The following is a 15,841-nucleotide window of genomic DNA, read 5'->3' on the forward strand; positions in this document are numbered from 1 at the left end:
GACTCCAGTTGGGGCGCGCAGTGTTGCGCGAATGGAGCCATTGTGGTTTTTTGCCGAACCTGGAACAAGCCATCCGGCGGCGACGGATTGTTGCACTGGTAGAACAATCCGCCTGATCAGGCCGTCCATTGGCGACGGCCCCGACGACGATCAGCTGGCCAGCCAGCGCTCGCGTGCCTTACGCGCGGCGGGCCGCTTGTCGCTGGCGGTGAGCTTGTAGCGTGCCGCCTCAGGCCCGTCCAGCTTGACCTGCGTGGTGCGTAGTTCGTCGCGGCGGAACGCGTGAACCTCGACTTTCGCGCCGGGCTGATAGCGCGCGAGCAGCCCGTCAAGATTCGAGCCGGTCACACGCAGGCCGTCGAGCGCGATCAGCACGTCGCCCGCCGAGAGTCCGGCTTTTTGCGCGGCGCTGCCGTCATGAACGGCCGCCAGCGTGCAATCGGCGCCGCCGCGCACGCGCGCGCCGAGCGTCGGCTTGCCGTTTTTGTCCAATTCGGGCGCGATGTCGACGCCGAACGGCGCGAGCAGCGTGTCGAGGGGCAGATCGCGCGTGCCGTGCACGGCTTCGGCGAACAACTCGGCCAGTTTCGCGCCGGTTGCTTCGGCGAAAAGTGCCTCGATCTCACCTTCGTCGACGCCGACCGGTTTGCCGCGATAAAAATCACGGCCGAAGCGCTGCCACAGCAAACGCATCACGTCGTCGAGCGATTTGCGGTTGCTGGTCTGCGCGCGGATCGTCAGATCGAACGCGAGCGCGACGAGCGAGCCCTTGGTGTAATAGCTGACGATCGCGTTCGGCGCGTTCTCGTCCTGCCGGTAGTACTTGACCCACGCGTCGAACGAGCTTTCCGCGACGGTCTGTTTGAGACGCCCACTGCCGCGCTGCACGCCGCCGATCACCTTGCCGAGCATGCCAAAATAGTCGTCCTGCGAGATGAGGCCGCTGCGCACGAGGATCAGATCGTCGTAGTAAGAGGTGAAGCCCTCGAACAGCCACAGCAGCGACGTGTAGTTTTCGACGCTGAGATCGTACGGCGCGAACACAGCCGGCTTGATGCGCTTCACGTTCCAGGTGTGGAAATACTCGTGGCTGCACAAGCCGAGATAGGTTCGATAGCCTTCGGTGAGCGCCTCGCGGCCTTCCACCGGCAGATCGCCGCGATTGCAGATCAGCGCGGTCGAAGCGCGGTGTTCGAGGCCGCCATAACCATCGGTGACGGCCTGGGTCATGAACACGTAGCGTTCCACCGGCGCTTTCTTCGACTTCGGCTCGAACAACGCGATCTGCGCTTCGCAAATGCGCTTCAGGTCCGCGGACAGACGCGCCATGTCGAGCCCGATCACGCGCCCGGCGATCACGATGTCGTGCGGCACGCCATGCGCCTTGAACGTCGCCAGTGCGAATTCACCGAGCGTGACCGGATGATCGATCAGTTCGTCGTAGTTCTGCGCACGATACTCGCCGAAGCCATACCGTTTCGTGCCGCGCGCTTCCGGCAGCGCGGTCGCGACACGCCAGTTGCGATACGCCGCGCCCTCGGGCTTCTGAATATCGACCACGCACTGTGCCTCTTCGTGACCGAGCGGCGAGAGAAACACGCTCGTGCCGTTGAAAAAGCCCGTCGTATCGTCGAGATGTGCCGCGCGCACCGACAGATCCCACGCATAGACCTCGTAGCGCAGCGTCAGCGCGCCCTTGACCGGCGCGGCTTGCCACGTGTGCTTGTCGGTCTTTTCGACGCGCACCTTGCGGCCGGCGTCGTTGAAAGCGCGCAGCGTGACGATGTTGCGCGCGAACTCGCGCACCATGTAGCTGCCCGGAATCCACACCGGCAGCATGAAACGCTGGCCGGCCGGATCGGGATCGGCGACGGTCACGGTGACTTCGAACAGGTGGGCGGCAGGCTGCTTGGGAACGATGGTGTAGCGGATCGGCTTCATCGGCGGCAATTAGGAGAGCTCAGGCGGGGATGTTAGGGCTTGATGTGAAAGGAGGCGCACGACGCGCCTCCTTTGCTTGATGTTTTACGCGTGCTCAGTGCACCGCGGACATTTCTTTATCCAGCCGGTCCGCCGGCACGGCGCCCGGCAGACGGCGGCCGTCGGCGAGGAACACCGTGGGCGTGCCGTCGACGTTCATGGCATGGCCGAGCGCCAGGTTCTTGTCGATCGCGGCGGTGTCGCAGGTGCCGGCGGCGGTGGGCGCCTGGTGATCCTGCATCCACGACTCCCAGGCTTTCGCGCGATCCGTCGAGCACCAGATCGACTTCGACTTCGCCGTCGAATCCGGCGACAGCACCGGATACAGGAAAGTGTAGACCGTCACATTGTCGATCGACTTGAGCGACGTTTCGAGCTGCTTGCAGTACGGACAATTCGGATCGGAGAACACGGCGATCTTGCGCGCGCCGTTGCCCTTCACGACCTTCACCGCGTTGCCGAACGGCAGGCTCGCGAAGTCGATGCGGTTGGTCTCCGACAGGCGTGCTTCGGTCAGATTCTTGCGGGTCTTGGCGTCGACCATATCGCCGAGCAGCACGTAATCGCCGTTCGCGTCGCTATAGACGATCTGCGTGCCGAGGTTCACTTCGTACAGACCAGCAATCGGCGACTTCGTCACGCTCTTGATCGACACGTCGGCGAGACGCGTTTGCAGCGTGGCCTTGAGCTTGTCCGTGGTCTGGTCGGCCTGAGCGGAGCAGCCGATGGTGACGGCAGCGATGGCGAGCACGGCGGCTGCCATGCGGAAAGTTTTTTTCATGCTGAATTCCTGGTTCAATCGCGCGCAATGCGCGGGCAGTGCTCGTTTCCTGACGCTCCCGGTCTGACCGGAACGGCGTCCACCCGTTCATGATACCTGTCTCGCCGGCCGCGGCATGCCCGGCCGGATGCTTCAACCCAACGCAGCCGATACCAGCCAGCGTTTGATGAACGGCTGCGCGCCGACAAACGCCATGCCGGTGTTACGCAACACCTTGGCAAACGGACCGGGGACGGAGAAGAGTTTTTGCAGGCCGTCGGTGGCGATCATTAGCGCGCGGATGTCCTCGCGGCGCGAGCGTTCGTAGCGGCGCAGCAGCACCATGTCGCCGAGATCGCGGAACGACTCCTTGCCGGCGACGGTGTCGGCGAGCGCAGCGACGTCGCGCAAGCCGAGGTTCATGCCCTGCCCGGCCAGCGGATGAATCAGATGCGCGGCATCGCCGACCAGCGCGACGCGCGGCGCCACCAGCCGGTCGACCGTTTGCAGCGCGAGCGGGAAACCTTGCGCCGGCGTCACGCAATCGAGCGCGCCGAACTGGCCGCCGGTCACGCGTTCCACTTCAGCGGCGAGTTGCGCCGGATCGAGCGCGATCAGCTGCTGGGCGTGCTCCGTGCGCGCCGACCAGACCAGCGAGACGTGACCGTCCGGCATGGGCAGCAGCGCGATGATCTCGCCGTCCTTGAACCATTGGTACGCGGTTTCGCTGTGCGGTTTTTCCGCCTTGAAATTGGCGACCACGCCGGTTTGCTTGTAGTCGCGCCGGATCATTTTCGAGCCGATTTGCGCGCGCACCCACGAATGTGCGCCGTCCGCGCCGACAACCAGATCCGCGTCGAGCACGTTGCCGTTGGCCAGGCCGACGCTGGCGCTGTCCGCGGTGAAGTCGAGCGCCTGAGCGCGCGTGTCGATCCAGGTGAGACTCGGCTGGAAGCGCAGCGCCGCATCCAGCGCACGCTCGATCACCGACGATTCGACGATCCACGCCAGCTGCGGCACCGAAGCCTGGAACGCGGAGAAATGCAGTTCGGCGTGCGCGTCGCCGTAGACGCGCATGTCGTACACCGGCCCGAGCCGCGCCAGATCGAGCGCCTGCCACACCCGCAACCGCTCCAGCAAAGCCTGGGAACTCGACGACAGCGCGTAGACCCGCGAGTCGAAGGCGGCGCCGGCGGGCAGCGCCGCGCATGGTTGCGCGAGCAGCGCCACGCGCAGTCCGCCTTGCGTCAGCGCCAGCGCCGCGGTCTTGCCGACGAGCCCGCCGCCGATCACGGCGGCATCAAAGGTCTGGTGGTGTGCGTTCATCCGCGCATTATAGCCGTGGGGGTTGCGGGGGACGGATCGATGCAGGCGGCTTTCGCGCACGCCTTTGCGCCCGAACAACCGCGCCGCGGCTCACTGGTGACCGGCCGCCGCCAATGCCGCGTTGGCTTCGCGCAGCCGCGTGAATGCGCGATCGGAAGACAGCAGCCGCCACGCGCTCGCCTCGAGGTCGCCCTTGCGCTCCCGCTGATCGCCGCGCACGGCGCAGTCCGGGAAGATGCGGTCGTACACGCGCCAGAGTGAATCGAAGTCGTTGGCATCGGAGAACTGCGCGATCTGTTTTTTATCGTCGAGCGTTAAGTGGCTTGAGAGGCAGTTGACCGTCTGCCGGTCGGAGTTCGCCTGAGCGTCGTCGAAGTTCGGCGACACCCATGACGCAATCGCGCTGCCCAGCGCGACGACAGCCACACCCGTGAAGACCCACCGTATTGTTCTCATTTTTTCCTCGGATTCGGGCTCTAGCGGCCCTGAACTGGCGATTCTACAGTGCGCCCGAGAAAACCTTACCTGAACCTTGCAACGGCGGACCGAGCGGCGAGCACCGCTTTCCCGCAGCCGCGTCGGTGAGCCGATCCGAACGGGTTACAATTGCGCTTTCCGTGAAAACTCGCACCCGGTCGTCGAGCAACGCCCCGATCCGGTGTCTTGTCCCGCTCCGCTGCACTGGTCCGCCACGCCACCCGCGAAGGCTTCTCGAATCCTGCACACAGCGTCGAGCGCATCACGCAACTTACTGATTCACTGAAGGATTTCCATGAGCCTCAAATGCGGCATCGTCGGCCTGCCTAACGTCGGCAAGTCCACCCTGTTCAACGCGCTGACCAAGGCGGGCATTGCCGCCGAAAACTATCCGTTGTAACGATTGGGTCAACGTCCGCTTTGTTATCAGATAGTTAGAGACTCACTCGGGAATACAGAGACAAAACAAGCACAAAAATCTGGACGTACATTCCGCCGACATCGGCAGTGCCTGATGGTACCAAGCGCACCGTACTACTGTCACCCTGCTGCACTGCCGTATCGTCACAAGCCACGCTCTCCCCGTAAGAGCGGTGTCAGAAAGGAATACTGTCGTCGAAGGCAGCATCAGTCGCTTTCTTCGCACCGGTCGAATGGAAGGTGAACTTGTCCTCATTCGATTCGATCCACTGCCAGCCTTTCTCAGTCACTTGGACACCGGGATAGTCTTCATGGGTATGTTCGTCGCTCAATTGGACCGATTCTAGGAAACCTTTCGCTCTCAGCCGACGCATTCCCACATTGAAACCGAGACTGTTTAGCCCTGCCCGGTCGCAATCATTTCTCACTGTGTACAGCGATGTCGGTACGTCGTCTTGCGCGACATTGCTGGCTGTGACGGCGAGAACGTTCAGTTCCTGAGAGGAAAGCCCATCAACGCTTGCCACGTTCGCCTGTTCCGCCATCTCTTCCAGTGCTTCACCCTGTTCAAGCATCGCCTTCAGCTTGTCGGTTAGTCTCTGCTGGAACACCTGAAAGTCCTGCGGGGCTTCCGTTTTGTACGTAACTATTGCACGATGCTGGATGTCAAACGGAAAGGGCTTGGCGGTCCTTCCCCGCTGATCGGAACACGCCATCACAACCGGTCGGCCCGCTGCATAAGCGAAGCCAAGCTCGTACCATACATTCGGATTGTCTTCCGAGATGTCCGCTAAACAGACCGCCGCCCGCTTAATGTTCGTCTCAATCGCTTCAACCAAAACCACTGCGGACGAATCCTGATCTACCCGGTAAGCGGTCATACCCGCAGCTTCGATGGCGGGTTTGTATAGGCTCTCAAACCGCTTGTTGTAGGTGTCGTTGAACGGTTGAATCACGAAGCATGTCGGCATGGGCCACTCTCAGATTTTTGTTCGTCTTGATCGCCGGAGATTCTACGCTTGCAACGGTAACGGGAGAGCAGTTCACGTGTACAACTCGTCCCAATCTTCGCCAAGCATCCAGCGCAGCGCGGACAGCTTGCCATTAATCATTCCCCATTCGAAGTCCGACCAAGGGCCATAGTTACCTGCGCCGAGCGTTCGTTCTGCCTTCTTAGCGGCCTTCAACGCTCCCTTCCAAATGTCATCTGAGATATGGGTTTGTGTACTCAGCTTCCTTTTGGCCCATCCGTCGTTCCATGCCGCCTGACTGATTATCTTGATCTTGCCTTTTTCGACCTGCCACTCACGGTACTTGTGCCGGTTGTACCAGACTTGCGTCGTCAGGCGGTCCACAGCGTGCAACATCTCCGATAGGCTTCTCGGCTCCTGCTCCCATTCCTGCTCCCACATCGCATGGGTTACACGCATAGGGTCTATGCGCCGCAAGCATTCGGCCAAGTTGATGAAGTACATGGACTTGATCTTCGAGAACATCGCGGCTAAGTCAGCGTGCGGCAGCTTTTGATTGCCGTCCATCGCGCTAAAGTCGTGCTTGTTGTGCGTAACAAACGCGAACCGCTGCCCTGCTCCACTCATCGTCCGTACACATTCGACATACGTCTCGATCAACAACGCGTCAGCCATCGAGTTTTTATTTTCGTGATGGCACGGCGCTTTCCGGTAAAGCGCTCGGTCTGCCGCTCGAAGCTTTACCGCATCACTAGTTTCGATGATTGTCGAAGCCGAGATAATGGCGGCAATCCGCGTCAGTACGCCTTCAGCAGCACCGCCTAGAATAGGAATGCGGTGATCCAAATCGGACAGGTAGCCCAGCACCCGGTCCTTCTGGCGCTTATCACCATCGGCTTTACGGATCGCGCTTTTTACTTGGTTGAAGTGCGTAGCCAAGCTTTTCGCGCTTGATCTTGCGACCCGGTCACGGTTCTTTTGGAACTCGTTGACGACGATGCGCGGCATCAGCAATCTCGCCTGCCCGTCCGCCACCAAGCGCTCTACCAAATCAAGCAGTGGCGTTTGCTTCGCATTTTCCGCAAGGTCCAGCCAAACGCTAGTGTCGATCAGAACATTAAACATCCGCATTGACCCATTAGTTTTTATTCAGTGCGGTGCACTCACCAGACGGCTGCGTTGCCGATAAGGTCGATACACAACGAATGAACACGTTGCCATAGATCCCCGGAACTATGGTCCAGCGTCAGATATGAATTCTCGTCCTTGGCTGCAAGCCACCACAGCAACAGGTCCGTCCCGTTCCATCCCTTTCTCGTTTCCAGCGGGACTTGACCAAGTTTTGTCCTGATAGCCTGTCGAAAATCTTCCTTCTTCATTGCGTTTTTTCTCGATCATGGGGTCTGCTAAAACTTTGAACCTGATTATCGCCGAGTCATTCGGATTCTTGTAACCAACGGCCAATCAACGGCTCTACCAGATTGAAGCCCCGAAGCTGTTGAAGCCAGCGAGTCGGAATCCCACCGAGTCCAAAAAGGATACCTGCGAGACCACCAGCTACGGCAGCGCTCGTATCGGTATCATTCCCAAACTGGATCGCCGTTCGGATCACATCCTCAAAAGTGTCCCCTTCCAGTGCCTTGCGTGCTGACCATATAGTGTCGATGACGTATCCGGTTCCACGCGGTGTGTCGGTCTTCGGAAAGCTTCTCAGCACGTCCAGTTCGCGGAGAAACGCCCTTTGCTCATGCTGATCCTGCCAATCGTTGTAAATCTCTTCCAGACGTTGAACCGCCCATGACCAAGGGTCCGCCGTCTTCCGCAAATAACCCCTTGCGACCAGAACATAGAACGCACATGCGACCAGTGAACGCGGGTGTGCGTGTGTCGGTATCGATTGCAGGTGCGCATTTCGCGCTAGTTCTTCATCGGGACCGGTATGCCAAAGCGCCAACGGCAGCACACGCATGACACTGCCGTTACCATTTTCCATCACCGCCGCGCCGCCAGATTCTCTTGGAGACGCACCGTCACGCAGTCTGTTCAAGGCGTCGGCGGTCTGGATACCAATGTCGAACACGTCACCATCGACAGCGAGATAGCCGTCATCGCGCCAGCGCAGCAACCTACCCGCGAAGTCAATCAGCGACAGTTTCCCGCAGTCAAGCAGGCTGGCAAGCAGGCAGAGTGCCTGTGCACCGTCGTCGCTCCACGTACCGGCAGGCACGCCAGCGTGTGACCGCCGAAAAGTGGCTGCCATTGTCATCTCAATCTGATCGCGTGGCGGAATCAGGTTCGGCGTCTTGAACTCGAACGCGACGCCGATTGCATCGCCAACCAGCAAACCTACGAGTCCACCGAGTACGGCATCGAACTGACGATATTGTGTTAATGAAGCGAAACCATTCTTACTGGTCAAATCTGTCTCCGATTATGCATGTCCTACCGAGACACGCTGGCCGTCAACCAGCCATTAATGTCGCCAAGAACTTCGTTCTCTATTCCAAGGAAGCCGTGGGGTGAGTGTCCACCGCAGTCAGTCACCCTGTCACCGCCGCCGTCAGTAGATTCGACAGCGATAAGGTCGAAGTGATTCCTGTCAGCAAGCCGCTCGGCACCGTAAAACATCGCCGCAGGACAAGCGTCGTGTCGATTGGACACGACCAGCACGCGCACCTTGGTGCCATCTGCGTCAAGGCCAGAAACACCGGCTCTGCCGTTCCGTGCGATAGACACAGGCGATGTCAGCACAAACGCGTCTGCAAGATCGGGATTACGTTCAAGCAGGTTTCCGACCAAGGTCGTTCCCCTGCTGGTACCGACTAACGCGATTCTCGATGAAGGAAAGCGCTGCCGCAGTGCCTTGACCGCCGCTTGCACATCCCGAAGCGCGTCCTTTCCTAGACGGAACCCGTCGTCGATCCCATTCGGGTAATCAGACGGCGTGTCGATCAGCACAGCAGCGTCGCCTTGCCGGACCCAATAAGGAGCCGTTCGGATCAGGAAGTTCCCGAGAAGCGTGGTCGGGCCATCGGCGGTCAGGTGCAAAGCCCCGTCATCACCGGCGAACAGAACGACGACCCACGCCGGAGTTGCGCCCAGTGTTTCGACATATAGGCTTTCAGTAACGCCATCACGACTCGGGACGGTCACTAATTCACCAGATGGCGCAGCCGCACTAGACGCCAACCCTTCCGGTTCTCCGGCCCAAGATGAGATTGCAAACAGAATCCCCAATCCAACGGCAATACGCTTCATGATGCTTGGTCCGTAAGTTCAACGTCCACGAAGCCGCCCGTCACCCGCCAGTAGTCAACGAACGAGAAACTCTTTGGCGAAAAGCTGCTTTAACGTATCCGCACCAATCTCGTTAGAAATCTCTAAGTGAACAAAAAGCCGCCTATGCGGCGGCTTCGAGCATGCAATCTTAGCTGGCAACCCTCAGATCGCTGAAAGCTCCTTTGTCCACGCCGCCATCACGCTCAGAAGACAAGCGGTATCTTTGCAAGGGTCACGATACTTGGCAATCCATGCCCGCTGCAACTGCTTCAGACCGGCAGGGTTGTCGGTGTGCCTGCGTGCATGTGCATAAGCTGCCGCAAGTGCCTTATCTGCGTTAGCTGTCTCGGGACTGGAACAGATAAGGCGCTCAGTGTCCGTGGATGCTTTCGAACACGGAAAACTCGCCTCAATCGGCGCAGCTTGATCCGCCTGAGTTTCACTCGCAACCGTTGATTCCGATGTCTGCGCCAGCGCTGGCATGTTGGTCGGCATCGACGCTTCTTGCGTCGGCGGCAAGGTCGGCGCACCGGCGACGGAAGGCTGCGGCGTGTTCTGCGCATCGCTGTCGTTATCTGCTGACTTGGTGGCAGCGGGCTGTACGTTTGTCACTGAAGTATCAGGGACGGTAGTTGCACCTGCAACCTGCTTTTGCTGAACACCGAAGATCACATCGTTCACCGGCATCAAGAATCCCAAGCCGAGCGCCATCGCAACGAACAAGAAGCCCGAGACGATCAACTGCGGACCAAGGTCCCAATACATTTTTTGGTCGATGAGATCGCCATGATTCGCCGCAATAATCAGATCGGGCTTGTCGTCCTTCCGAACCGCGTCACCCATCTTCCACGCACGCGGCCCAAGCAGCAGATAAACGACCGCGAACACCGCGCTCATGGCGGCCCATGTCGGCCCAACCGTCATGAACGCCCGAACCCCAACAGCGCCGAACAGAAGGAAACCAAGAACACCGATGATCTTGGCGTCCTTGCGATTGCGCTTGGCTTCAGCTTGCGCAGCATGTGCGGCGGCAACAGCGGCGGCGATGTTCGCGCCACAGTGGCGGCATTTAATGGCTTCGTCTTGAATAGACTCGAAACAGAAAGGACATTTTTTCATAGGTGGTTCCCCGTAATCTTGTTGGTCTGGTGCCGCCGACAGTTGGCCTCAGTCGGCATTTGCAAACATGTTCGGTCCCTATATTGCTGCGTAGCAAGGGATTGATAACAAAGGCAAATACTACCAAATCGGTAGTATCGAAGGTAGTACGAAATCCGACGATCTTGTCTTCATCTCGCAGAAGACATATATGTCGGTATTCGCACAACGACTGAAGGAAGCGCGACAACGCTCGGGGCTGTCGCAGGAGAAGCTTGGAATCGAAGCCGGACTCGATCCCATGTCAGCCAGTACGCGGATGAATCGCTATGAGCTTGGGAAACGTGCACCCGACACTCAGTTAGTGGAGCGGATTGCTGCCGTGCTGAAAGCGCCCGCCGCCTATTTCTACTCAGACAACGACGATGAAGCTGAACTGCTGTTGAAGTTTCATCGGCTGCCGAAGAGGCATCGCGCCAAGGTTGTCGCGTTCATTGACGAACTGGTCAAGTAGCTTGCGCCGGGGTTCTCCGGCGACGATGCACGGCAAGATCACATCATGTCGCTGATGGCTTGCGGCGTTCAGAAAAGTCGATCAACGCGCATGGCACACCATCCGGGCCGATTGCGCTGAAGGAGCTTCCCGCCTCTTCCTGTTTGATCTGCTGACTCAGCCGTGAAAGCGTCGAACGCGAACACCCGGTTGCTGCGATGATCGAATTCCACGAATCCCCGCGACGAAGCAAGTTCGTTATCGCCGCGTTCCGTTGGTCATCGGGCTTTCGGCCTCTGTAGCCACCGGCCTCTTTCAGCTTCGCGATCCCTTGGGCTTGTCGGCGACGACGGTCGTCATAGTCCTTACGTGCGATAGCCGCCAGCATATCGAGCATCATGCTATTGAGCGCATCCATCATGCGCCCTGTGATGTCGTCTGACTGGTTGGTCATGATCCATGAAGTGGGAAGGTCCAGTGCGACCACCCGGACGCGACGCGATTGCAGTTCGTGCTTCAGTCGGTTCCAGTCTTCGGCATTCAATCTCGACAAGCGATCAACCTGTTCGACCAGTAGCACATCGCCTTCATGGCAGTCGGACAGCAAACGAAACAGTTCGGGTCGTTGAAGCGATGCGCCCGATTCATGTTCGATGTAGAACGACGCGATTCGAAGTCCCCGCTCCTTAGCGAACTCAACCAAGTCGGTCTTTGCCCGATTGGCATCTTGATCTTTGGTTGATGCTCGAAGGTATGCGCGAAGGTACATCGATCACCTGTCGGTCTGATTGGAGTAGTTCGCAATATACCAGTTCGATTAGGGTCTTGTAAAGCGATATATCGAACCAGTTTCAGGGGGTCTGGTATCAGTTCGCTTGAAGTACACTCATCTGGCACTAGTTGGACAACATGAACCGCGCCCTACGGTTGCGGCGCTTCGCGAGTGACTTGGTCTTTATTGCCGAATGGACCTCACAAAAGGGGTACGTCGTTCCTATATAATAAATAGAACAGTGAAGGGTTTTTTTCTCCTTACAAGAGGCACAGGTTCGCGGCGCACGCCACAGCACAGAGTTCGAGCGCCACCGGCAGGACATTGCGTCGAATTACAAACAAAAAGCCCCTCTCGGACTGGCATCCGAAAAGGGGCTATCTACCATCACAAAGTTCAGTGACCACCAGTATTTATCTGCACGCCGCCGAGTCGATTTTTCGGCCAGCAACCAAGCTCGTCAGCCTCGACGAAATCATTTCTATCATTCGCAGCACCGCCCACAAGGACACCATAGAAAGGATCAGGCGGGCGCAAACCAAACCTGAGAAGCACGGCATCAAGCAAAAACACTTGCCTGTCTTTTACCCATCGACAACCTTCGACGAGAACGGAAGGGTATGCGCCGCCACCGGCATCATCCAGTTCGATGTTGACGTAAGCGACAACATCGACCTCGACTTCGACATCCTGAAGCGGGACGTGAGCCTGCATCCGGCGTGTTTGTACGCCTTCTTCTCGCCTGATCGTGGCTTGAAGTTCGGCATTCGCACTGACTTCGCCAAACTGGAAGACGAAGATACGGACGCAATGATTGAACGATTCAAGCAAGCCTACAGGCTTTGCCTCGAAGAAATCGTCCACAGTTGTTCGATCCAGTTCAGCGTCGATACGGCAACCAAAAGCGTCCGGCAGTCATGCTATTTGTCGCATGACCCCGACGCGATCTGCAGGCCCCACTGCGATCTCGTTAACCTGAACGCCCCTTGTGAGTATCGGCCAGTGGTCTACACTCGGACGGAAGACGAGGGGTTAGCCGAGATCGAGCTTGCGTTGGCCGCCATTCCACGGAATTTGAGCTATGACGAGCGGCTGCCGGTTAACCTGTGCGTGCTTGCAATGATCCGGGAAGCTGGCATTCCGGTATTGAAAGCGCACTGGCAGACTGACGATCCCCGGAAGCTGGACCGGCAGCTACGCGACCAACTAAAGGGTGCCCGGTTCGGTACCATCGCCCACCTATGGGCCGTGGCACGTCAGCACGGCTACAAGCCGCCCACAGGGAAACAGCGATGGTCAGTAAAGCCTGAACCTTGCGACCTTGTTCTCGAACCCCTCGCGACTCCCGGAGAAGCAACGGAGAAGCTGCGTTCTATCGTTCGGCATTTCGTCGATACCAAGCAATCGCAGTTCGTGAACGTCTCGACGGGTGCCGGGAAGACTGAAACAGTCCTGAAAACCATCATCGAATACGTTCCCGATGACATCAAGCTGCTAATTCTGGTCCCCACGCATAAACTCGGAAAAGAGGTTGTCGAGAGATTCAAGCGACTTCGTCAGCAACGCGTAGAAAATGCAATTAATTTGAAAGATAAGGTCCGCATTAAACACGTGATCCCGATTGAGGGTCGCGACCGTGCATGCCAGAACCAAGAACAATTGAAGATATTCAAGGACAAAAGCGTAAGCATGCCGTGGGAGTTCTGTTCCAATCATTGCGGCATGCACGGCGACTGTTCCTACACGCAGCAGTTCGACGACCCTCTCTCGAATATTCGCATAATGACCCACGACGAGTGGAGAAATGAACAGTCAGCGTGGTTCAGTGGAAGACGCCGTGTTGAGGGCACGTATGAGCCGCGCCGTGGGCGCAACGCATGGACGCCTGATCTAATTGTCATCGATGAAGACTTCGTTCGAATAGGTGAAGTCATTAGTGAAATCCCATCCACTATATTCCCTTCCTTGGGGCTTGTAATCGAAAGCGTGAAGAAAGGCGCTTCACTGAAAGACGCCGTCTGGATGCACCGGGAACACGTGCTGAGCGACAGTGGCAAGAATGTCCGCATCCCACTGCCGCCATTCACCAGCGCGGCTGACTATGTGAAAGCCGTTGAGAGAAACAGGTCACTTGAATCGCACTCACCTATCGTAGATCGATTGGCGACATATTGTCGTTACGAAGAGGCTAACTATCTCAGCGGTATATGGGTGGAGAAAGACAGCCTTCATTTTCTTCCAGTACGATTGGCTGCGAAGCGGTACAAGGACGTTCCGACGCTATACCTCGACGCAACCGCAAGTGAAACGGTAGTGAGGAAACTGTTGCCCGATGTTCAGTTCCATCGAATTCCGGTAAAGCAGAAGGATGAGATTCGCCTCTTCCAGCTATCCGATGGGACATTCAGTCGAAAATTCCTCAACGATCCGGCCAACGTCAAAACAGTCATCAATGGACTGAAATCAATTGTAAGTAGGTACAAGAACGTTGGATTGATAACCTACCAGAAGACAGCATCGGACCCGGTGTTCTACAAAACGCTTGGGAATGCGCTCAATGTAAGTCACGTGGGATACTTCAAGAATCTGCGTGGCGTAAATGAATTTGAAGACGTGGACTGTCTTTTGATTGTAGGTAGGTTTCGTCTGCCGCCAAGCGCAAGCAGAAATTACGTTCGTGCGATCTTTGGTAAAGATGCCACATCAGTGCCGCAGTATGGCGATCTACCAGTGAGGATGAAAGACGGGCGAACGGTCACACTTAACACATATGTCGCCGAGAACGACTTCTATCAGGCAATACATGACCATTTCAGCCTTGCCGAGACATTACAAGCAGTGGGGCGCGGACGACTTGTTCACGGTACAAAAAAGGACATCTACGTGTTTTCCAACGAAAACCTTACGACCGATACTGAGATAGCCGAATTCTTCACCTTCGGAGATTACTTTGGGTCGAGAACAAAGACAGAACCAAAGGTTTCTGCACTGATTCCACCTGAAACCATTGATCGCATGGTGGATCGCGGGTATATCCAAGACATTGAAGGCGAACTCATTTCGCATTTCAAACTCACCGAGAGTCAAGCGAAGAAAAACAGGGAAAAGATTCGGAATGAACTTGCTGCGGCGGGATTGATTCGACGACGCGCCACTGTACGTTACATCAACGGTACAACCCGCGCGAGAAATTACCTTGTTTCGGACGAACAGAAATTGATGAAAGCCCTCGAAATGAAAGGCGAACGATTGATTGAATGGCATTCTATTGATTCGGATGAGCAATCCACGCACTGAATGCTGAATTAATAAAACCGACTGAACAACTGACGGCTATAATCATCGGTAGCAGTGACAATCAGCAGCACGGATCGGAGGAATAATGCCTTCCCTGTGCAGCAACCAATCTATCGTCATTGTTCGATGGCAACAGAAAACAGCCGCACTGGCAACTGCGATTGGTAACTGCCGATTGGTGACTGTGATTGGTGACTGTGATTGGTGACTGTGATTGGTGACTGTGATTGGTGACTGTGATTGGTGACTGTGATTGGTCCCTGTCGCTGGTAGCCGTCACGGGCAACTACCACTGGTAATCCAATGAAGACCCGTCACTACCATTGAACGACAGGGATCAATGGTCCATACAGTGGCTGAGAGTGTGGAACCAATGATTGGCTGTGGCGTTATCGGACAGTCACCCACAGTGATAGCCAACGTTGCACACTGTAAGGACAGTGCGCCTACCATGATGCAGTGCGTCGCTACCATCAATTATTCGATGGCGATCCGCCCGGTACCATTGCAACAGTCGTCCCGCGATGTCCCACCATTGCAGCGGCGTCGTTCATTACCATTGATAGGCCGAAGCGCCGCCAGCGGTAGCGAGTTACGCAGCGACAGTATCGCAGCCGCCTACCATCGCAACGCTAGTGGCAGTCGGCGGCCACTCCCGTCACTCCACGTCCACAACAGTCATCAATGCACGGCGCATATCTTTATTAGCCCTCGTCCCGACAACCAACATGGACGAATGGGCGAACCCGTTGCCGGTGCTGGCTGCCATCGATGCCGTGATGATGGTAGTGGCGTTGGCACTGACGTATCTGATGCGGCGCTTGAATCGGTCCTGACATGCGACGCCGCGATCCGGTCAGATTTACCCCAAAGTTATCGCTTGCGGAAGATGTTCCGTTTGCCTTATATTTCAACCGCTCTCCGGATCGCCGGAGAGGAAAGTGACAGGTTGTCAAGCCACGCCGAAT

General features: G+C 57.2%; 13 protein-coding genes and 1 pseudogene. 3 read left to right on the plus strand and 11 right to left on the minus strand.

The window, feature by feature from the left end; genetic code table 11:
- Nucleotides 1–150 precede the first annotated feature (150 nt).
- The 4 genes from B0G80_RS13855 to B0G80_RS13870 all read right to left on the minus strand — a co-directional run bounded on the left by B0G80_RS13855 (nt 151) and on the right by B0G80_RS13870 (nt 4,522).
- Nucleotides 151–1,941: a M61 family metallopeptidase gene (locus tag B0G80_RS13855; protein ID WP_116118360.1), complete on the minus strand. Its 1,791-nt coding sequence runs from the start codon at nt 1,939–1,941 to the stop codon at nt 151–153.
- Between the two features lie 94 nt (nt 1,942–2,035).
- On the minus strand, nt 2,036–2,761 hold the full coding sequence (locus B0G80_RS13860) for a DsbC family protein (protein WP_116118361.1): 726 nt from the start codon (nt 2,759–2,761) through the stop codon (nt 2,036–2,038).
- 132 nt (nt 2,762–2,893) lie between these two features.
- Nucleotides 2,894–4,066, minus strand: coding sequence for a UbiH/UbiF family hydroxylase (locus B0G80_RS13865; protein ID WP_116118362.1), 1,173 nt, complete (start codon nt 4,064–4,066; stop codon nt 2,894–2,896).
- Nucleotides 4,067–4,156: 90 nt separating this feature from the next.
- On the minus strand, nt 4,157–4,522 hold the full coding sequence (locus B0G80_RS13870; protein WP_116118363.1) for a hypothetical protein: 366 nt from the start codon (nt 4,520–4,522) through the stop codon (nt 4,157–4,159).
- Between the two features lie 316 nt (nt 4,523–4,838).
- Between B0G80_RS13870 and B0G80_RS13875 the strand changes: the two are divergent.
- Nucleotides 4,839–4,937: pseudogene (locus tag B0G80_RS13875) on the plus strand (GTPase); the annotation flags it as partial.
- Between the two features lie 202 nt (nt 4,938–5,139).
- Here the strand turns inward: B0G80_RS13875 and B0G80_RS13880 are convergent.
- The 6 genes from B0G80_RS13880 to B0G80_RS13905 form a co-directional block, all read right to left on the minus strand.
- Nucleotides 5,140–5,919: a hypothetical protein gene (locus B0G80_RS13880; protein ID WP_147309864.1), complete on the minus strand. Its 780-nt coding sequence runs from the start codon at nt 5,917–5,919 to the stop codon at nt 5,140–5,142.
- Nucleotides 5,920–6,006: 87 nt separating this feature from the next.
- Nucleotides 6,007–7,059, minus strand: a complete 1,053-nt coding sequence (locus B0G80_RS13885) for a PIN domain-containing protein (RefSeq protein WP_116119652.1) — start codon at nt 7,057–7,059, stop codon at nt 6,007–6,009.
- 38 nt (nt 7,060–7,097) lie between these two features.
- Entirely contained in the window at nt 7,098–7,313 is a 216-nt protein-coding gene (locus B0G80_RS13890) for a hypothetical protein (RefSeq protein ID WP_116118365.1), read from the minus strand.
- Nucleotides 7,314–7,369: 56 nt separating this feature from the next.
- Entirely contained in the window at nt 7,370–8,353 is a 984-nt protein-coding gene (locus B0G80_RS13895; RefSeq protein WP_116118366.1) for an ADP-ribosylglycohydrolase family protein, read from the minus strand.
- A gap of 23 nt (nt 8,354–8,376) precedes the next feature.
- Nucleotides 8,377–9,192: an alpha/beta fold hydrolase gene (locus tag B0G80_RS13900; protein WP_116118367.1), complete on the minus strand. Its 816-nt coding sequence runs from the start codon at nt 9,190–9,192 to the stop codon at nt 8,377–8,379.
- Between the two features lie 183 nt (nt 9,193–9,375).
- The gene (locus B0G80_RS13905) at nt 9,376–10,332 is read right to left on the minus strand and encodes a lysozyme inhibitor LprI family protein (RefSeq protein WP_116118368.1); all 957 of its coding nucleotides are present in this window, start codon (nt 10,330–10,332) and stop codon (nt 9,376–9,378) included.
- A gap of 190 nt (nt 10,333–10,522) precedes the next feature.
- On the opposite strand from B0G80_RS13905, the gene B0G80_RS13910 reads away from it, so the two are divergent.
- Nucleotides 10,523–10,825, plus strand: a complete 303-nt coding sequence (locus B0G80_RS13910; protein WP_116118369.1) for a helix-turn-helix domain-containing protein — start codon at nt 10,523–10,525, stop codon at nt 10,823–10,825.
- Between the two features lie 43 nt (nt 10,826–10,868).
- Here the strand turns inward: B0G80_RS13910 and B0G80_RS13915 are convergent, their stop codons facing one another.
- Nucleotides 10,869–11,573 (minus strand): recombinase family protein, encoded by a 705-nt coding sequence (locus B0G80_RS13915; protein WP_116118370.1) that lies wholly within the window; start codon nt 11,571–11,573, stop codon nt 10,869–10,871.
- A gap of 402 nt (nt 11,574–11,975) precedes the next feature.
- Here B0G80_RS13915 and B0G80_RS13920 point away from each other — a divergent pair, with 402 nt between their 5' ends.
- The gene (locus tag B0G80_RS13920; RefSeq protein WP_181919955.1) at nt 11,976–14,873 is read left to right on the plus strand and encodes a BT4734/BF3469 family protein; all 2,898 of its coding nucleotides are present in this window, start codon (nt 11,976–11,978) and stop codon (nt 14,871–14,873) included.
- The last annotated feature ends 968 nt before the right edge of the window (nt 14,874–15,841 follow it).

The sequence above is a fragment of the Paraburkholderia sp. BL6669N2 genome (assembly GCF_003387275.1).
Taxonomy (GTDB): Bacteria; Pseudomonadota; Gammaproteobacteria; order Burkholderiales; family Burkholderiaceae; genus Paraburkholderia.